Source organism: Desulfovibrio sp. 3_1_syn3 (assembly GCF_000145315.2).
GTDB classification, from domain to species: domain Bacteria; phylum Desulfobacterota; class Desulfovibrionia; order Desulfovibrionales; family Desulfovibrionaceae; genus Desulfovibrio; species Desulfovibrio fairfieldensis.
The window spans coordinates 1,402,178-1,421,804 of record NZ_ADDR02000001.1 but is presented as its reverse complement, the minus strand read 5'-3'; the positions used below and the strand labels follow the sequence as shown (position 1 = coordinate 1,421,804).

General features: G+C 55.7%; 13 protein-coding genes, 1 tRNA gene and 1 pseudogene. 6 read left to right on the top strand and 9 right to left on the bottom strand.

Going from position 1 to position 19,627, the window contains the following annotated elements:
- The 3 genes from HMPREF0326_RS06015 (at position 1) to HMPREF0326_RS06005 (ending at position 1,581) form a co-directional block, all read left to right on the top strand.
- Positions 1–819 carry a tetratricopeptide repeat protein gene (locus HMPREF0326_RS06015; RefSeq protein ID WP_008686321.1) on the top strand — a complete coding sequence of 273 codons (819 nt, stop codon included), beginning with the start codon at positions 1–3 and terminating at the stop codon, positions 817–819.
- A gap of 211 nt (positions 820–1,030) precedes the next feature.
- Positions 1,031–1,124, top strand: a tRNA-Ser gene (locus HMPREF0326_RS06010).
- A 169-nt stretch (positions 1,125–1,293) separates the two neighbouring features.
- On the top strand, positions 1,294–1,581 hold the full coding sequence (locus HMPREF0326_RS06005; protein ID WP_008686322.1) for an Arm DNA-binding domain-containing protein: 288 nt from the start codon (positions 1,294–1,296) through the stop codon (positions 1,579–1,581).
- Between the two features lie 20 nt (positions 1,582–1,601).
- Here HMPREF0326_RS06005 and HMPREF0326_RS16675 read toward each other — a convergent pair whose 3' ends face one another.
- The 3 genes from HMPREF0326_RS16675 to HMPREF0326_RS05995 form a co-directional block, all read right to left on the bottom strand.
- Positions 1,602–3,680: a hypothetical protein gene (locus HMPREF0326_RS16675; RefSeq protein WP_008686323.1), complete on the bottom strand. Its 2,079-nt coding sequence runs from the start codon at positions 3,678–3,680 to the stop codon at positions 1,602–1,604.
- Complete coding sequence (locus HMPREF0326_RS16670; RefSeq protein WP_008686324.1) at positions 3,673–5,220, bottom strand: VPA1262 family N-terminal domain-containing protein; 1,548 nt, start codon at positions 5,218–5,220, stop codon at positions 3,673–3,675. The genes HMPREF0326_RS16675 and HMPREF0326_RS16670 overlap by 8 nt, the downstream gene beginning before the upstream one ends.
- 267 nt (positions 5,221–5,487) lie before the next feature.
- Positions 5,488–6,069, bottom strand: a complete 582-nt coding sequence (locus HMPREF0326_RS05995; RefSeq protein WP_008686325.1) for a hypothetical protein — start codon at positions 6,067–6,069, stop codon at positions 5,488–5,490.
- 195 nt (positions 6,070–6,264) lie between these two features.
- On the opposite strand from HMPREF0326_RS05995, the gene HMPREF0326_RS05990 reads away from it, so the two are divergent.
- Positions 6,265–7,671: a phosphomannomutase/phosphoglucomutase gene (locus HMPREF0326_RS05990; protein ID WP_008686326.1), complete on the top strand. Its 1,407-nt coding sequence runs from the start codon at positions 6,265–6,267 to the stop codon at positions 7,669–7,671.
- A gap of 19 nt (positions 7,672–7,690) precedes the next feature.
- On the opposite strand, the gene HMPREF0326_RS05985 is transcribed toward HMPREF0326_RS05990, so the two are convergent.
- The 3 genes and pseudogenes from HMPREF0326_RS05985 to HMPREF0326_RS05975 form a co-directional block, all read right to left on the bottom strand.
- Positions 7,691–8,455, bottom strand: coding sequence for an HpcH/HpaI aldolase family protein (locus HMPREF0326_RS05985; protein ID WP_008686327.1), 765 nt, complete (start codon positions 8,453–8,455; stop codon positions 7,691–7,693).
- Positions 8,456–8,503: 48 nt separating this feature from the next.
- A pseudogene (locus HMPREF0326_RS17350) lies at positions 8,504–9,063 on the bottom strand (hypothetical protein).
- Positions 9,064–9,399: 336 nt separating this feature from the next.
- Positions 9,400–10,371, bottom strand: coding sequence for a tripartite tricarboxylate transporter substrate binding protein (locus tag HMPREF0326_RS05975; protein WP_020990306.1), 972 nt, complete (start codon positions 10,369–10,371; stop codon positions 9,400–9,402).
- A 185-nt stretch (positions 10,372–10,556) separates the two neighbouring features.
- Here HMPREF0326_RS05975 and HMPREF0326_RS05970 point away from each other — a divergent pair, with 185 nt between their 5' ends.
- Both HMPREF0326_RS05970 and HMPREF0326_RS05960 read left to right on the top strand, forming a co-directional pair.
- The gene (locus tag HMPREF0326_RS05970; protein WP_008686330.1) at positions 10,557–12,458 is read left to right on the top strand and encodes a sigma 54-interacting transcriptional regulator; all 1,902 of its coding nucleotides are present in this window, start codon (positions 10,557–10,559) and stop codon (positions 12,456–12,458) included.
- Between the two features lie 1,413 nt (positions 12,459–13,871).
- Complete coding sequence (locus HMPREF0326_RS05960) at positions 13,872–14,810, top strand: IS1595 family transposase (protein ID WP_008686331.1); 939 nt, start codon at positions 13,872–13,874, stop codon at positions 14,808–14,810.
- Here the strand turns inward: HMPREF0326_RS05960 and HMPREF0326_RS05955 are convergent.
- From HMPREF0326_RS05955 to HMPREF0326_RS05940, 3 genes are all read right to left on the bottom strand, one after another.
- A complete protein-coding gene (locus HMPREF0326_RS05955) occupies positions 14,800–15,543 on the bottom strand; it encodes a DNA-binding protein (protein ID WP_008686332.1) in 744 nt (247 codons plus the stop codon). The two genes, HMPREF0326_RS05960 and HMPREF0326_RS05955, sit on opposite strands and share 11 nt — an antisense overlap.
- Positions 15,544–17,417: 1,874 nt before the next feature.
- Positions 17,418–17,822 carry a MucR family transcriptional regulator gene (locus HMPREF0326_RS05945; protein ID WP_008686334.1) on the bottom strand — a complete coding sequence of 135 codons (405 nt, stop codon included), beginning with the start codon at positions 17,820–17,822 and terminating at the stop codon, positions 17,418–17,420.
- Positions 17,823–18,294: 472 nt separating this feature from the next.
- The gene (locus HMPREF0326_RS05940) at positions 18,295–19,578 is read right to left on the bottom strand and encodes a lactate racemase domain-containing protein (RefSeq protein ID WP_009303426.1); all 1,284 of its coding nucleotides are present in this window, start codon (positions 19,576–19,578) and stop codon (positions 18,295–18,297) included.
- Positions 19,579–19,627: the final 49 nt, after the last annotated feature.

Sequence of the window (19,627 nt, the reverse complement as noted above, 5' to 3'; positions counted from 1 at the left end):
ATGCTCACCGTCGCGCCCAAGGAAGTGCGTGAAAACATCGCCCGCGCCAACGGCTATCTGCGCCGCAATGAAGTGAAGCGGGCCCTGACCTCCATGAGCGCGGCCCTGCGCCAATACGCGGGCCTGCAGCTGACGCGCGCGGCCAGGGCGGAGCTGGACATCCAGATCAGCGAATTTCTGAGCGCCCTGGTCCATCATCAGAGCATGCAGCCTCTGCTCGACCCCGCCCAAAGCGGCATCCCCCGCGAGATTTTCTATCATCAGGGCAAGGAAAGCGCCCTGGCCACCGTGCTGGACGGCCTGGCCAAAATTTTGCGGGAAGAGGCGGAGAATTCCATCCGGCAGGAAGCCGAAGCGCGCCTGGAACGCAAAAAAAATCTGATCCGGACCGGCGTGCAACTGATACACGAAGGCCAGCCCGCCAAGGGACGCGCTTTTCTGAAACGCGTGGCCGAGGAATTCAGCGACGAGGAAGGCATCCGCATCCAGTTGGGCCAGATTTTCACCGCCGCCGGACAATATACGGAAGCCGCCGAAATGTATGAGGAAGCCATGCAGGCTCAACCCCGTGAAGCGGCGGCCTACACCGGAGCCGTGGCCGCCTGGCTGAAACTGCGTGAATTCGAAAAGGCCGAAAATATCTACAAGGCCATTCTGCGCACTTTCGGCGGCCATCCCTCCACCTTCGGCAAAATGGCAAAAATGTATTTGGAGTGGCATCGGCGCGCCCAAGCCGAGGATACTGCCCTGCGCGCCCTGCAGGCCGATCCGCGGCAGGCCGATGCCCTGGAAGTCATGGCGGTGCTGGACAAAAAGTAATCATGCGGGCGCGGACGGGGTGTTCGGCGCCGCAATCGTACAGAAGCCATAAGCATACGCCCTGCCTCAGACGCGGTGCAGCCACGCCGGACGGCATCGGGTATCCGGCGAAAAAAGCCCGCGCGGCGTTGCCTTTCACGCGAAAGTACGCTAGAAGGTTTCTCCGATTCCGCTGTGGCAATTTGCCCGGCGCGACTCCGCCATACGACGCGGAGGGGTAGCGAAGCGGCCGTAACGCGCTCGACTCGAAATCGAGTTATCGGTTAATAGCCGGTACGTGGGTTCGAATCCCACCCCCTCCGCCAAAGATTCAAATCGAAGAAACCCGGATTGACCGAGAAGCTAAGAAACTAAGGTTTTCTTGGCTGGTTACTCCGGGTTTTTCCTCGTGTAACCAGCGACATCTGACCCATTACGGGGGCAACTTTCGGGGCAACAATTGCCCCCAAGCAATACCCCGAAAGAGTTGCCCCCATGTCGCTCACAGACCGCGAAATCCGCAACATTGCTCCCACTTCCAAGCGCCAGCGTTACTTTGACGAACGCGGCTTGTATCTGGAAGTTGCCCCCAGTGGGGGCAAGTGGTGGCGTTTCAAGTACCGCTTTGCCGGAAAGGAGAAACGGCTTTCTCTTGGCGTGTACCCTGAAATCGGCTTGAAAGAAGTCCGCATCAAATGCGCGGAAGTTCGCGCCATCCTTCATGAAGGCATCGACCCCGGCGAGGAACGCAAACAACAAAAAGCCGCCTTGAGCAGACCATGATGCCAGTTGAGGAGTGCCTCTCACTTTGCGCGGAGATAATTGGCACTCCATGTGTTTCCTAGGCTGGGATTATTGAGAAGCCATTCAGAACACTGTTTGTTCCCGGACAGTGCTTTTTTCATTTTTGCAATAGCCCCATCCAAAGCTTTCGGTATGGGGTCGGTATGAATACTCACCCCTTGCTCCCAAATTTTTTCAACACGGCACGCATTTTTTACGTCACCATATTTAGCGAATTGCATAAGCGCAAAGTCGAAAGCGAGGAAAGAGGAAATTACACAATCATAGTGTTGTGACCACGCCGTTGTAGGCCATAGGCTTTGCTCTAAAAGAGAGAGTACATATTCAGACTGCCTTTTAAATAACTCTATATTTGCAAGGCCGAGCATTGCCCGAAATGAATATTGCAAGTGCTGAAGTTTCAAAAAAGGCTCTATTTCTTTGCTTGAAACGATATTCACATTATGCACAATTACTTCTATTGCAATCAACGAAAATGTTTTTAGAGCATTATCAGCGACATCCCAACTTCCTTGGGCGGCAGAAATCACTTTTATAAGTCCAAGTATCCCTTGATGGAGAAGATATTCCGCACCGCCTTTTTTCTGCGCATATCCTTCGGTTCCAATCTGTAAAGCAATATAATGTCCAACTCCAAGAGCATTAAGAGCGTGATTATAACTATCAAATCTTTTCCGATGTGCGTAAGGCTCAGATAGTATTTTACAATCATACGTTAATGACTTAGTCGTAGTACTAAAAAACATATTTCCAAAACTTCTTCCCAAATTATCATGTTGCATCAGTAAGAAAACTTGAGCAGCGAAGTCTGCATCTTTCAGCGTTTGCTCTGTTGCGTAACAATGTCCACGTTCACCAGACTTGAATAAATCCGAGGCGGAAATAAATGCTCTTAAAGTATGTTTTAATAGAAATTCTCGGTCACTAACGACAGGAATTTTTTCTAAAAATTGCAACCATATTTCACTAGAAGAGATTATTTCAGCACAATGCTTTAATGCCTCTTTGGACAACCCTTTTGAGGGCCAGTGCAAAATTATTACTTGAATAATTTCAGTGGCAGTATTTTTAAAAAATTCCTTCTGCTTAACTTGGCGCTCAATATTTTCATAATGGTGTTCTTTTTTCCCATACAGATAATCTGGGTTTTCAGAAGCATATGCATAATGCCTTTTTGACTCTTGATGGTTCTGCTTTTCACGCTCATAGGCTTTAGAAATTTCAGCAATTCTAAAAAGTGATGCCCATACGGACATCCCGATTGGTATACCAGCGTTTTCAAGCAGTTTAAACGCCTCATCCAGCGAGACAGACCATACGGGATGCCATTTTTCCAACTGGGCTGTATGAGCAACAACTAGCCCTGTCAAAGAGATAAGCGGATGAGCAGAGCGGGCTAATTGGTAAATTTCTTGCTCATGCCCGGTGGAAAGAATCAGCATGTATGCGTGTTTTAGCCCATATAGGGCCGCATCAAGTATGAGAGGGTGATCTTGACTTTGTAGCCACGCCCCAACAGCGGGTGCGTCAATTTTGAGTAAAAGCGTGAGGCCGCCGGATAGCCCATAACTATGGCTCCGAATAATATGCTGTGGCCCATTTCCAAAAAGCCTATCAACAGCTTTGAAATTCTTTGGCGTAATCTCAACACCGTTTACAAATTGCAACTCCCCTTGGGTTTCTATCGATAAACCATGAGGGTACGAGAGGTGTGCCTTAACTTCGTTGTCAATGCATAGTAAGCACTCTGAAATTTTATCAGACGCAGGGGCCTTGCTTATATAGGAAACAACATCTCGTGTCATATATGGAGCAGTGCGAGCCATGAATTCGCTAATGCCCAAAACGAGCAAAGCAAAATCTTCTGACGATTTTACATTGAGTATCTGTTCGTCTGACGCGAGCTTGCCATGAAACCAATCACTATCGACATGCCAAAAAATTTCATCTTCCGTAATTACCCCTAATGATTTTGCCTTTTCATAGAGGTTGATAGTGTCTTGTGTGGTGGCTTCGCCTTCCAGCCATAGTTGCAAAATGAACTGAATCCAAGGAAGATGGAATGAAGTATCATTCATAGCTTTTCCATGTTTGACTTATGTCGAATCTTTCTGAATTTGGATTCATCATCAAATCAATATAATTTTTTACATGCATTGTGGTTAAATTATCCAATTTGGATATACAGAAGGGAAAATTTCTTGAACGACTGTTAAGGCTATTTGACATAAGGTGCACTTCGAATTTGTCTTCGCTTTTATGTATGATTAAATAGCGGTCGTGGAAAGAACGGCTATTCAAGTCCTTCACCAGTCTGACATTATGTATTGTAAGTTTACAATGAATTAAGTGTTTGTTCTTTTCCGCCAAACTGCATAACTCTGACCAGCCATCAATGGTTTTTTCTGACTGCTTAGCATCCCTTGGAAAAAGGTCAGTTAGTATGGTGACTGGAAGCCTTCTTGTTGAAATTCTTGGAACCAAATCTATAAATGCTGTTTTCTCAAAAAAGGGGTCAGCTATCACAACAGATTTGGAACCATGATCACATATGAGGCGTATTAAATGCAGTAAAGCCTCAATACTTTCCTCATTTCCATTTTCAAACCATGCGCTGCTTGATTCTTTATCAAACAGGCTAGCAGCATACCATTTCTGGCGATGCAAGTGTTGTCGTGCTTTTCCCGTATTGGCAAAAGTAAGCAATGAATTTTCAGGCATTGACCGAATATTTACGGTACTGGCTCTTTTCAGAACATCTTTTCCAATACCCTTTGCCTGCTCGCTTGTTCTATCACCAGCGAGCGTGACTGTCGGGCCTCCGAGGGAAATCCCAAACGCCACGGAGTCAAGCAAGGGGAAATCTTCCTCATGAACAAGATTTCCTGCTTCATCGTAAAGTACGCAAGATTCTCTGTTGAAATGTTCGTCTGTGACTATTGGGCCTAGTTGAGTTTGCCCTGCTTCCAAAATATGCATCTTGTCATATATTAACGATTCTCCCGCATAGAGCTTGAGAACCAAAAAGTGACGCCTCTGTGCAACGTCAGTTCTTCTTCTAAAAACAAGGCAATCGCGTTGTTCTGGGGGGCGCTTCATTGTTTCCGGCCCACGCAAGGAAAGGCTGAAAGGAGGTTCTGCATCTTCAGACCATTCCGGCATTTGACAGATTTCAAATGCCCCGACTAATCCAGCATATTCTTTTTTGAAATTCAGGCCGACCTCTTTTGATAAAGTGTCCAGAATTTCTTGCTGAACTTCTCTTTCTGCAACAATAGCCGCAATCGATAGAAAAGTATGCCAACTAAGAACCCGCACATTTGTGCAACCAAGACATTTTCTAATTTCTGAACAGTTGGCCTGTATCTCTAGTGGAGAAAAAAGTTGCTCTAAATCTGGAACAGAGGAAAAGCTTAGCTTACTTTCGCTAAGCTGTAATTCAATGGACTTAAAAATTTCTTCGGACACGGCAAAGCAGACTTGAACTATTCCGTTCTCACATGTTCTTTCAATGAAGGTTTCAAACGCCGGATAGGACGTTTGAGCCATGAATCCGTAAAGAAATACGTTATTGTCTTTTTGGGGAAGGTAGTATATCCAGCATTGCCAGCGGCGCATTATTGGTTGCTCCTGATGAAGTAAGAATTGTTAGAGCCTACTTCACCCCAAGCGAAATGCAATCGCAAGCAAAAAATATTCTGGGGCAACTTTGGGGGCAACCAACGTGACTCGTTTGTTAGACTCTTATAAAATCTAGCAAGTTACATACGGAGAGTGATAGCCTCCCCCTCCGCCATTTAAAGAAATTTCAGGCTGTTGCACATAATGTGCAGCAGCCTCTTCTTTTATACAGCTTCTTCCCTCTGTCGGCGACAGACGGCAAACTCACCCAACCGCATCCCTGACTGTGTTCCTCAATGCGGCATAGTCACACGGCATGACATTGCACAGTGCCGTCAATCTGTTCAGGCATACAGTTTTCTGATTTCCGAAAGTCTTGTCGAGTTTTTTGGTGGCGACGACATAAAAAGCCCACTGGCTCAGATCTAGGGGATCGATGGTCTTCCGGTCTCTATGCTTCAAGACGCAAAAAACATACACGTCAGCCTGGCGCTTTTTCTCTTCGGCGTATGCTGTTCCATCCCAATAACGCGTTTGCGGAATATTAAAAGTAATGGTTGAAAACTTTTTTTGCTCCCATGACTGAATATATGCCGAAGTTTTGACCTCAACTCGTATTCCCTCAGGGGAAAGCAGATCAAAACTTTCCCAGGTCGGGCTGGTCTCCATATGGCAGCCGATAGCCGTCGCCACTATATATTCGGCCAGTTTTCCCCGCTCCGTATTGCCGACGAGATCGGAAAAGGCCCAGGCCCAAAAATCTTGAAGGGTACGCTTTGGTTCCAAGCCCACAAAGGATTCCTTGCCGTCTTTGCGTCTGACTTCCATCGCAGGAAACTGAGACATAACATCACATATGGGTACGCGGGGTTTGGCTCAACGTCCGGCGACAATCCGCCGCTTGAGCAAATGGACTCATACCTTTCCGTAACATGCCCGTCGTGTATGGTGAAGTCCGAACGTCGCCCAGGCCCCGCCCTTGACATCGCCGCCCTCTTCCACAAGCATGCGGGAAAAACCGCCACTGCCTGCGAGGACGCCATGACCTACGATCTTTCCTGCTTCAAAGCCTATGACATCCGGGGCCGCGTGCCGGACGCTCTCAATCCCGATCTGGCCCGTGCCCTGGGCCAGGCCGTGGCGGACGTGCTGGGCGCGCGTTCCGTGGTACTGGGTCGCGACGCCCGTCTGTCCGGACCAGAGCTGCGCGACGCCCTGGCCCAAGGACTGCTGGCCGCCGGGGCGCGGGTCACGGATCTGGGCCTCTGCGGTACGGAAGAAATCTACTACGCCGCCGCCAACCAGCCTTTTGACGCCGGGATCATGATCACCGGCAGCCACAACCCGGCGGACGAAAACGGCTTCAAACTGGTCCGCGCCGGGGCCGTACCGATAAGCGGGGATTCCGGCCTGTACGAACTCAGGGAGCGCGTGGCCCGGCTGCTTGAAACGCAAGCTCCGCGGAATGCGCCCGCGCCGGGCGCGCTTTCCAACGTGCGCCCGGCCTGTTTCAGGCCGGACTATCTGAACTGGCTGCTGGACTACAGCGGCGCGCGGGATGCGGCAGACTCGGGCAGGCCTTTAAAAATCGCGGCCGACGCGGGCAACGGCTGCGCCGGGCTGGTGCTGCGCGAGCTGGCCCCGTCCCTGCCCTTTGACTTTGTCTGCCGCCAGATGGAACCGGACGGGCATTTCCCCAACGGCGTGCCCAATCCCCTTTTGCCGGAAAAACGCCAGGCCACGGCCGAAGCGGTGCGCCGGGCCGGTGCGGACCTGGGCATTGCCTGGGACGGGGATTTCGACCGCTGCTTCTTTTACGACAGCGAGGGCCGCTTCATTGAGGGCTATTATCTGATCGGCCTGCTGGCCGGGGAACTGCTGCGGCGCTTTCCGGGCGGCAAGGTCATCCACGACACGCGGGTCTTCTGGAACACGCGCGAAATGGTTCTGGCCGCCGGAGGCACGCCGATCATGGGCAAGACCGGCCACGCCTTCATGAAGGAACGCATGCGCGCCGAAGACGCGGTTTACGGCGGCGAAATGAGCGCCCACCACTATTTCCGTGATTTCGCCTACTGCGATTCGGGCATGCTGCCCTGGCTGCTCATCGCCGCGTTGCTCAGCCGCTCGGGCGCATCCCTGGCCGAACTGGTCAGCGAGCGTATGGCCGCCTATCCCTGCAGCGGCGAAATCAACCGGCGGGTGGCCGACGCGCCCCGGCTGATGCAAAAACTCCGCGACCGCTATGCGGATGGGGCCCTGCACGAGGACCACCTGGACGGCGTCAATCTGGAGTTCGCGGACTGGCGCTTCAACCTGCGCATGTCCAACACCGAGCCCCTGTTGCGCCTGAATGTGGAAAGCCGCACCGATCCCGCGCTGCTGGAGGACAAGACCAGCGAACTGCTGGGCCTGCTGGACGCCGAGGAAGGCACGACCCCGGCCTGAGCCGGGGTCGGCGTCTCGCCTATTTTTCGGAACCCCAGAGGGCTTTCAGGTTGTCGGCCAAGGCTTGCGCCAGCAACGCGGCATCCGAGCCCACGCTGATAAAGGTGTAGCCCATTTCCCGCACGGCCGGGGCCAGATCCGGCGTGGGCAGCAAGATGCCCGCCGCCTTGCCCCGCCCGCGCGCCGCATCGGCAATGCCCCGCAACGCCGCCATAAAACGCGGGTCCGCGAAATTCTCCGGCATCTCCATGCTTACGCCCAGATCCACCGGTTCCACAAAAAGCACATCCACGCCCCGCACGGCCGCGATGGCCGAACACTGCCCCACGGCTTCCGGGCTTTCGATCTGCATGACGCCCAAAAGCTCCCGCTGGGCGCAGGCGGCATAGCGCCTGAATTCCCGCCCGTAATCCGAGGCCCGCACGGCCTGCCCCACGCCGCGCACGCCGCACGGCGGGTACTGCATGAAGGAAACGGCCTCTTCCGCCTGGGCCGCGTTGTCGATGTTGGGGAACATGATGCCCGAGGCCCCCAGATCCAGCGCCCATTTGCACCAGACCCGGTCCGACATGGGCAGGCGCACGACGGGCACGGCGGGAAAAGCCGCCGCGGCCTGCAACTGCGGCAGCAAGGTGGCGGGGCTGCCCGGCGCGTGTTCCACATCCAGCAACATCCAGTCATACCCCGCGCCCGCGACGATCTCGCCGCAGATGGAAGAAGCCAGACTGCACCAGACGCCATACACGGTCTCCCGGTTCTGCACGCGGGAACGGATATACTTCATACCTTGCCTCCTGCCGACACGCGTCGGCGCATAAAGTGTCGATGCTTCTCAAGCCTCGCCGCAGCCTTCGCAGCAACGATGGGTAGCCATAAAACGCGAAATGCAGAAAAGTTCCTCGTGCCCCAGCAGCTCCGCCTTAGTGGGCTCGCCGGAAGCCGTGCGCAACAGCGCTTCAAAAAGATCGCGGCCCAGGACCTTCAGGGGCAGCCCTTCGCTGAACAGTCTTCCGGCATCGAAATCCAGATTGGCGGCCATGCTTTTGAACAGCATGGGATTGCCCGTAATCTTGAGCACCGGCACGCCGGGGAAACCGGCGGCGTGCCCCGGCCCGTGGTAAAGGGCACCAGGTTCGCGCCGGAAGCCACCTGGCCGGTCACGGCTTCCCCGTCGTGGCCCGGCCCGTCCATCAGATAAAGGCCGAGGCCCCGTGGCGGGCAGCCGTAGTCCAGCACATCCTGAAACGGCGCGTTACCGGCCTTTTTCAGGCCGCCCAGGGCCTTTTCCACCACATTGCTCACGACGCCGGCGACATTGCCCGGCGACACCAGCATGTCCGCGCCCGCGCCGTTGCGCGCCACGCTGCTCGCGGCCCGGCGCAGGCGGCGCACGTTTTTATCCACACAAGCCAGAATGCGCTCCGCCACGGCGGGATTGACCGCCCGCGTGCAGTTCCCGCACCGCCACGCCCACATTGTCCTTGTCGTCCAGAGTAACGATGCCTTGTTCCATGATGCTTCCTCGGAATCGACCGTGCTTACGCGCCGCGCGCGCCGGAATGCGCCGCCCAGGGCCATGCTGTGGCGGGCAATGCGCCGGGCGGGACAAAAAACAAAAGAGGGAGGGATTTGAAAATTCTCATCAACCTTATCTCTGGCGGGAAACCGGAACGCGCGCAAAAAAGCATGCCCACCCCGGCCGATAAAACAGTCAAAGCCGTCACGCCGCTACCGGGTGATAAATTTGGCGACAGCGGCGGTGTTTTCTTCGTCTTTCGCAAAAACTTCGGCCCAATCAGCCGCGTCCAGGAAGCGGCCCCGAGCCATCTGCTGAGTTGCGAAGGTCTGAAATTCTTCACTTTCCACGGCTTCTTGCAAAGCATGGGCCAAAGCGTTTCTGATTTCCTCAGGGGTACCCCGAGGGGCAAAAACGCCGTTATGCAGAATCAGGGTATTTTTCAGGCCCAGATCAGCGGCGTAACACGGAACGTTGATGCCGGGCAGCTTGTCCTCGCCCATGACCAGCAGCACCCGCTGCTCGCCCGCGATGACAAAGCGGGCCATATCGGTATTGGGCGCGGTGCGCATATCCACGCGCCCGCCCATCAGGGCGGCCACCGCCTCGGAGGCCCCGTCAAAGGGCGTGATCTCCACCTTGTCCTGAATGCCGGTACGTACCAGCACGTCCAGCAGGGCCAGATGCGCCACGCCGCCCACGCCCGGAATAGCGATGTGATACTTGCCGGGTTCCTTTTTCGCGGCCTCGATGAATTCCGAAATCGTCTTGAAGTGCGAATCCAGATTGACCACCAGGGAATTGGACATCTCAAGGGCCTGGCCGATCATCTCGAAATCGTGCCAGCTCATGGGAATCCGGCCCAGGGCCTTCATGGTCACAAGGGCTGAGTGGTGCAGCAGCAGGGTGTAGCCGTCGGGATCGGCCCGCATGGCGGCGCGCAAACCTTCCTGGGTGTTGGCTCCGGGAATGTTCACCACGACCACCGGCTGGGGCAGCAGCTTCTTGTCCCGGATGATTTTAGCCAGCTTGCGGGCGGTCAGATCGCTCTGGCCCCCGGTTTTGTACGGGACGATCAAGCGGATTTCCCTGTCGGGATATGCCGCCGGGGCCGCCAAAGCGGGCTCCCCGGCCAGGAAGAGCCCGAAAATGCAGCCCAGAAACGTACCGATACGTGTGCTCATGCCGACTCCGTGGAGTAAGGGGGAAAATGTGCGTGCCCATCTCAAACGCCCCTCTATAGCAAGATACGCACCATAATAAGACATACTATAAATACAATGCGATCAGAGACTCTTTTTTTTGCAAATGCGTTGCACGCAACCTAAATAGACGCTACATGCAACAGTGCAACACAGAGGAGATCGCCATGCCCGATCCAGCCCCGCGCATTCTTTTCGCCTCGCCCAATGAAAGCCTGATCCAGGCTTTTTACCAGGCCATTCCCAAGGACGAACACAACATCCTGGCCATAAACGTCTTGGATCAGCCCGTCACCACAGTGGTGGAATACGCGAGAGCCTCCTCCATTGAGGTGATCATCAGCCGGGGCGGCACGGCGGAGTTTCTGCGCAAGGGCCAGAGGAGCGACCCAGACGCCATTCCCATTGTCCAAATCCAGGTGACAGCTTTCGATATCATTGACGCCGTATGTGAGGCGCAGAAAGTTTCCCGTAATATGGCATTCATCGCCTACCCCAACATGCTGGAGGGCGCTAAGAAGATCATGGATCTCTTTGACCTGGACCAGCGTTTCGTCGCTCGCTCCTCACCTTGGGATTGTCTGGAAGCCATTTTTACCGCTCTGGAACACAAGGCGGAAGTGATCGTGGGCGATGCGCGGGTAGTAAAAATGTGTCAGGAAAACAGCATTCCCGCCGTCTTTCTCAATGCCAGCCAGGAAAGCCTGCGCCAGGCCTGCGATGGGGCCCTGCGGATTATTGAGGCGCGCGACGACTCCCGGCGGGAAACACGCCGTATAGCGGCCATCCTGGATCAACTGGACCAGGGCCTGATCGCCCTGGACGGCGACGGGCATGTGCTCTACAGCAACGCACCGGCGGACCGCCTGGCCGGGGTGGGCAAGAAGCAGCTTCTGGGGCTCGGCATGCAGCAGATCCCTTTTTTCCAGCGCCACTTCACATCCTCTTTTTTTCTGAACGGCACGGGCAAGACCGTGTTCGCCTGCGGCGACAACAAGCGGGAATGCGTGGCCCGCTGGCAAAGAATCGAACCCGAAATTTTCGGCATCAACGGGCTCATCAGCCTGGACGTCGGACGCGAAGTTTCGGCCCGGCCCCAGACGGAACGCGGGGACCGGGGACACAGCTCCCGCTTTTGCTTTGAGGATATCGTGGGCACCGGCATTGCACTGCAAAAGGCCAAGGCCAAAGCCCGCCAGTACGCCCAGGCCGACGCCGCCATACTTCTGCATGGCGAGACCGGCGTGGGCAAGGAGCTGTTTGCCCATGCCATCCACAATGCCAGCCCCCGCCGGGACGAGCCTTTCGTGGCCGTCAACCTGGCGGCTCTGCCGGTCACGCTGATGGAAAGCGAGCTCTTCGGCTACGTGCGCGGCGCGTTCACCGACGCCCGGCGCGGCGGCAAGCAGGGCGTTTTTGAATACGCGGGCAAGGGCACCGTCTTTCTGGACGAAATCGGGGAAATCCCCCTGGAAATGCAAAGCCGCCTGCTGCGCGTGCTCCAGGACGGAGACTTCATGCGCCTGGGCGACGACAGGCTCGTCAAGGCCCGCTGCCGGATCATTTCAGCCACCAATAAGGAATTGGAAGAGGCGGTGCGACAGGGGGCATTTCGCCAGGATCTCTATTACCGGCTGAACATTCTGCGCCTGAACATCCCCAGCCTGCGGGAACGCCGGGGCGACATCCGGGACCTGGCCCGGACCTTTCTTGAAAAGTTCTGCGCCAAATACGGCAAAATCTCGGGCAAGATCACGCCCGAGGCCCTGAAAATTCTGATGGAGCGGAAATGGGACGGCAACGTCCGCGAATTGCAGGCCGTCATCGAGCGATATGTGGTGCTCTGCGCAGCAGACCATGTGCATCTGGAGGCATCAGGCCTGTACGATATCCTGGAAGAAGACCAACAGGCCGGGCAGGCGGCGGGACAAGCCCGGCGCACGCCCAGCGATGAGGAGATCAGGCGGGCCCTGGAGGAACACCGCCACAGTATTATTGAGGCGGCCGCCGCTCTGGGCGTCCACCGCACCACGCTCTGGCGGCGGCTGAAACGCGCGCGCCGGACCTGAGCGCGCCGAAAATCAGATTCAGAGAAGCCGCCCGCCCCTCACTGCCAAGGACATTCCGTTCTCCTCCCCTTGTTTTATTCTGGCCTCCGGGCATTACAGTTCGCGCTTCGTTCCCGTTTGGGCCGCCTGTCATTGCTGTCTTCATCCGTAAGACGGCGTTGCCGCCAACAACTGAAGCCCGGCGTTGGGCTGCGAAGAACTGAGCGAACAAATCGTTCCGCACAAGGAAGAGCTGAAAACGTGCGCTTCCGGCGCATTCTATACATCGTCTCCCATTTCCTCACAGTCCTGAGACTTGCCAATTCGGCCTGCAGGCGTTATCCATAAAGGGAACCCCGGCCCCTGCGTCAACAGGAACCGGGGTCGGCACGGCGCGGTTAGCGCCCCTGTGCACGGCTACCTACTGGGTTTATCAACCGTTCGGCCTCGTATCAGGTGTAAGCTGATACGGGGCCAGCCTCATTTAAGGCCGACTATCGCCCCGCAGCAGCAGGGCGAGGAGTACCAGCAACACCAAGACGACATAGCGTCTCATGCGGCACCCCCTTTGATAGTTTGCGCCGTGCCAAGCGCGGATCAGGAAGGGGGTAGCCGTGCGCTGATGTTATACTCGTTTCCCGCTCCCCACAACGCTTTGTCGGGCAGTACGCGCGTACCCGGAATTGTCGGCCCTCGTGGGCGGCCATGGGCCCGATCTGCGGAGGCTGTTTCTCAGGGGGCACGGGGGGAATTCGGCGGCGCTGGGCGTCCGCAAGGCGACGCCATACGAAATATCAAGGGGCAAATAATCGGAAACGGTTTTATGTCTGGTGAGGCAACGCCGCACCCTGTATGAAATATAGCCATCTGTATATTTTTTATACGAGCCTGAAGCAGGCCCGCATAAAAAATATACGCCTTCATTTCGGGCTCCCATTCAAAATTCTATTGAATTATAATATATTAGCTGTGTTATCCAGCTTTGGCACGAGCATTGCTATAAGAAAGACAACGGCGTCCAAAATACCGGGCGCCACGTAAAAAAATATCTGCCGACAGGCGGTCAATATATACGAAAGAATAAAACAAATTTCCGCGCCACCCCAACCCCCATCAGGGGCGGCGCGGAGCCCCCGAAAAACCTCCTCCGTTGAATAGAATCCTCTAACCATCGGAACATCCCCCTCTTTGCGGCCACCGGTTACCTCCGGTGGCCGTCCCTCCTTTTAAGATCAGACTAAGCTTGAGATCTCAGCTTTACGGTAGGCAAAACTCGGGATTTATATGTTTAACTCCCACTCCTTGATTGGTACTTCGATGGCTTCCTTACAAAATAGCGGAGCTGTTTTTCAAAACATTTTATATACTTTACTACCATAGAAAGAAAGGTTATACTTTTCTTCAGTAGGAAGAAAAGTCGTAACGGAGTGAAAAATGAGCCGAAAGTATCTTCCCCGTACCACGGTCTCTGTGCCTGAGTTCATGTCCCGTTTCCCCAATGAGGAATTGGCCAGAAAACACATTGAGGAAATCCGCTGGCATGGCAATCCCATCTGTCCCTTCTGCGGCACCGAGAAGGCGTACAACCGTGGCGATACCGCCCCCGGTTACTACCGTTGCCGCAAGTGCCGTCAGGACTTCACCGTGCGCGTGGGGACTATCTTTCATCGCTCCCACATCCCGCTGCACAAGTGGCTGCTCGCCATCTACCTTGTGATGACGGAACGCAAGGGCGTTTCCAGCGTCCAGTTGGCGCAGGAGCTTGGGATTACGCAGAAGTCGGCATGGTACATGCTCCAGCGTATACGTGAAGCGCTGGGCAAGAACGATCCCAGCGGTTCCGGGGGTGGCTTCCTGAAGGACGTGGTGGAAGTGGACGAAGCCTACCTCGGGGGCAAGGCTGAAAACCGCCACGACGGAAAGTCTAATCTCAGCAAGGCCGTTATCGTGGGCTTGAGGGAACGCCATACGGGACGCACTCGGGGCTTTGTGGTGGGAAACACCACGAAGCCCACGCTGCAAGGACTTGTCTATGAAAACGTGGTTGCGGACAGCATCGTCTGTACGGACGACAGCATGGGCTATGTCGGCCTCAACGAGAGCTTCATCCACAAGAGTGTGAACCACTCCGCTAAGGGATATGTTGACGGCATGGCGCACACCAACGGGATCGAATCCTTCTGGGCTGTCCTGAAGCGCGGTTTTTACGGCGTGTTCCACTGGTTCACAAAAAAGCACACACAACGTTACGTCAATGAATTTTCCTTCAGGATGGATGCAGGCTCGGTCTATCACCACACGTATGACCGTGTGAATTCCGCCCTGGAAAAGATGTTCCTTGGAAGGACGACCTACGCTGCCATCATTGCATAGACTCTGAATGTTGATTGGCGGCGGCCTTGGCCTTTTTCTTCTCGTTCTGCTTCCGCTTCTTCACCTGAAGATACTGGTATCGCCATTCCCTTTGAGCGGGCGTCAGCTCTTCGTTCCGTCTCTCGGCTATTTCGTATCCTTTCAATCCGTCTATCATCACTCCCCGGCTCTCCACCCGCTTTGGCGGGGATGTCTTCGCTCGCCTTCTCTGTTGCTTGATCTCGTTCAGTTCATCCCTGTATTTACGGTACAGATCCTGCTGGGCTGGCGTCCTCCGCCCAGGCCTCATCCTGCGGATCTCGGCAAAGGAGGCTCCATCCACCATCAAGCGGGCCTTGGCGGACTCGCTCTTCATGGCTGCTTTCAGGATGCTGCTGTCGGTGATCCGGGTCACAGCAGCCTTGCCCGTGAGGACGTTGGTCAGTACGTCCACTTTGGCCTTTAACTCTTCGTTCTCCCTGGCGAGTCTCTGAAGCTCCTCGTTAGGCTCAAGCCGTCCCATCGCCTTGTTTTCGCCCATAAAACGCTCAAGCGCCTTTATGAGGTAGTCCGGGAGTTGGTTCTTTACCCTCACGGGCGTGGGAAGGTTCAGTGCCTTGATGATCCGGGAAATCCGATCCTGTGTTCCTCCGCCCATGAGTGCGCGGACGTTCCTGACGGTCGGCACTTCTCCGTTGGCGTAAAGTTCGCGAGCAGCCTGGGCGATCCTTTCATCTGTGAATATTAGTCTCATCCTCTGCCTCCTGTCTTTTTCATACGATCATATACGAAGGAGCAGATGGTAGAGAACGTCCTGTTTAAAATGGAGAAGAGGAAAGCCCTTCTCATTGCTGGAGTTATGCGGGCTGGAGGAGGAAATTTTTTTACAGGTTGATAAAAACAGGCGTTTAGAACCTCCTGATTTTGTTTATGTAGTCAAGTATATAAATCCGCAAAACTCCACCAAGACGCGTACCCGGAACTGTCGGCGCTTATGGGCGGCCAGCGCCCGAGCTACAGAAACTCTGTTCTCAGGGGGCATGGAGAAATTCGGCGGAGTCAGGCACGACCCAAGCTGATCTTGCCAAAGGCCATGTACACATATCGTCGTACACGGATCGGGCCGGGAATGAAGCAGATGGGGAGCGTTGAAATACGCGCCCGCTATCGCTGGCCCCATAGAAGGGGAAAGCATTGAAAATCGCCCCGCCAATCAGGCCGTCCACTACCTGATCCGTGCCCGGCCATGAGGCTCTTGCCAAACAGACATGGAGGCGTTATCTAAAAAGGGAACCCCGGCCCCTGTTGGCGCAGGAACCGGGGCTGGCACGGCGCGGTTAGCGCCCCCGTGCATGGCTACCGAGTCAGGTTACAACACCTTTCGGCCCCGTATCAGTGTCAGCTGATACGGGGCCGGCCTCATTTAGGGCCGACTATCGCCCCGCAGCAGCAGGGCGAGGAGTACCAGCAACACCAAGACGACATAGCGTCTCATGCGGCACCCCCTTTGATAGTTTGCGCCGTGCCAAGCGCAGATCGGGAAGGGGGTAGCCGTGCGTTGTCTTTATATACTGGTTTTCCGCTCCCCACAACGCTTTGTCGGGCGGTACGCGCATACCCGGAACTGTCCGCTTATGGGCGGCCAGCGCCCGAGCCACGGGAACTCTTTCTCAGGGGGCATGGGGAAATTCGGCGGAGTCAGGCACGACCCAAGCTGATCTTGCCAAAGACCATGTACACATATCGTAGTACACGGATCGGGCCGGGGATGAAGCAGACTATTTTACAACCGGGGGAGCGTTGAAATATGCGCCCGCTATTACTGGCCCATAGGAGGGGGAAGCATTGAAAATCGCCCCGCCAATCAGGCCCCATGAGGCTCTTGCCAAACAGACATGGAGGCGTTATGTAAAAAGGGAACCCCGGCCCCTGCGTCAACAGGAACCGGGGCTGGCACAGCGCGTGAGCGCTTTACACGGCCACCAGTAGCGGGCCACGTTTTCGACCCCGAACCATGTCGCGATGGTTCGGGGTCAACTGTTATCTAGCCGAAGAAGCTAGAAGCAGGACCAGTACCAGCGCGATGATCGCGGCGAAAACAACTCGCTGCATGGCTGATACCCTCCTTCCATTTGCACTGTGCCAAGCGCATGGGTGGTTGGGTAGCCGTGCTCGTTCCTTATACCTGTATCCAGCCCACCCGACAACACTTTACTGGCCGGCATGGCGCGTACCCGGAACTGTCCGCGCTTCTCGGCGGCCAGGTGCCCGATTTGAGGGGGCTGTTTCTCCGGGGCCACGGGGGGAACAGCGCCGCCCTGGGAGTCCAGCAGGGCGACGCCATACGGAATATTACTGGTGGGGCCGGGTACATTCAGTTTCACCAGAACACAGGTAGCGCCGCAGGAGCCTTCTACCTTTCAGGTAATGGGGGCCGAGCGCGGATCAATGGCTCAGAGTATGAGCCATACCTCAATTTTGATGCCAGCAGGGTCGTTCCTACGGCCCCCGAAACCGTCCGGTGAATACTGCTGTCCGTTTTTTGGTCCGAGCCCGGCCATAGCGCAGAAGGCCTCAGACAAGGGGGTTCCCGCGTCCGAGGCCTTCTGAGAGAAGAAACAAAAATGATCAGTCTGTTTTGGGTTTCCGGCGTCTTTCCCAGAGCTTCATGTCATTCATCTTTTTGCGACGTTCACGCTGTAATGCCTTGCACACCAGCGCAGAACCTTTTTTGAATCCCCATTTCTCACGATACTCATCAGTGCTTATTCCGTGGGTAGCCAAATGACGCTTGGTCAGCACTTTGAAATTTTTTCCACATTCAAGGCATGTGACAGATTTTTCTTTCACAGATTTGCGTCCTTCAAGGACCATCTCTTCAGTACTCATTTCCACAGGCTGTTCGGTTTCGGCTACTACACGAATCCCTTGCGTAACCTTTTGAACAAAGGCGGTAATTTCCTCTTCTTTCATTACTCTGACGCTTGCTTGAGCTTTAGCAATTTCAAGAGCTTCTTTTAAATAGTCATCCATAGATACTCCAAAAATTAAAATAATATTCAGTTTGTATCGTCCGATCTGTTATGCAATTAACGTATTTTATCATAATGCGTCAAATAAATTTCTATGGAAATATATGATCGAGCTGTACTTTATCGATCAGTGCCCTGCAAGACTTTGCCGCGCCCTCGCGCGCGTACCCGGAACTGTCCGCGCTTGTCGGCGGCCAGGTGCCCGAGCTACAGAAACTCTTTCTCAGGGGGCATGGGGGAAGTTCGGCTGCCTTGGTCGTCCAACAAGAGGATGCGATACGAAACGCGGCAGGTCCGTTCGATGCAGGAGTCGCGGGAATATAGCGAGAAGGAACTGGCCCGTTCAGGATCGGAGGCGACGGAGGGCAAAAGCGAACTATCGGCCCTCATGATCTGCTTTGCCGCTTTGCTCATGGCCGGAGTGCGGCTGATTTGTCTCGCTGGCCGTCGCCGCTTCAGGATGCCCCTCCGCCTCACCACCAGGGGTCTTCCAGGCCGCCGCCCGTTCCGAAACGCATGGGCTCCGGCCCGGAAAGGATTTTCACCCGGCCAAGAGCCCCCAGTTCCGGCAGAAGCGCCTCCGATGCATAGCCCCGGTCAAGATGCAGGGTATCGGGGATGCGCAGAAAACGGGGCAGGGCCGGGTTTGACGCGCAGCAGACCTTGAAACCGGCCAGCAATGCCGTGCGCTCGTCAGGCATGGCCATGGGCAGGCGCACGGAAGCCGTGACCCGCGAGGTCAGGCCGTTGGCATAGACCGAAGCCTTGTCGTAATGCGCGGCCAGGGCTTCGGTGATCACGTCCGCCAGGCCCACGCCGTTGGCGTTGCCGTGGCTGGCCTCCGTGACGTCGAAGACCACAATTTTGGTAATCTCCGGCCCGCCGGAAATATAGGGAGTGCTGTAGCGCCCGGTGATGTTGCCGTCCATGCCCCCGCCGGAAAATTCCTTGCCGATGCGATCCACCAGCAGAAGGTCCAGTTGCGCGCAGGGCAGACTCGGCATCAATGAACGCGCCAGAAGCAAAGCCTCGGCGTCGCGGGCCATGATTTCCTCCGGACCGGCGACGAACAGGGTATGGGGGTGCTCGTAGGCGTTCTCCACCACGCCGATGCCCAGAAGCACCGGACAACGTTCGATTTTCATAATCGCCATTTCGCGGATCAGACGGCCGATCTGGCCGAAGCCCAGGCGGTGGCATTGGTCCGCGCCGGCCTGCTTGCCCAGGCCGATGGCCAGCATTTTCACCAGCCCGCTCTCGTTGGCCGCGCGGAAGGCGTTATGCGGCTTGACGCGGTTGAAGACAATGATACCGTCGGCCTCTTGCGCCAGGCGATCCATGCGCACGGACATGCCGTTGTCCAGGCGGCCCACTTCCACGGTTTCCATGCTGGAAAGAATCGGGCAGCCCGCACTGCTCTCGGTGACGCCCAGCCCGGCCAGCAGCGCCTTCTGGCCTTCCGCCGTGGCCCCGCCGTGGCTGCCCATGGCGGGCACCACAAAGGGTTCCGCACCGCAAGCGCGTACCCGGGCCGCAATGGCGGCCACCAGGACGGGCAGTTCGGCTATGCCCCGGCTGCCCACGCTCAGGGCCACGCGCATGCCGGGCCGCACGGCCTTGGCCGCCGGGCACGCCGCCCAGGCTCGGGCCAAAGTGGCGGGTATGTCGTCCAGGCACTCGTCGGGAAAGGACTGCGTGTAACGGAAAACACGGGGCAGCTCCACCTGGTCCAGCAGGGCGTGCAGCATTTTTTTCATCCAGGGCTCCATCAAGCATTTAATACCTTAACTGCTCCAGCTTGGGCAA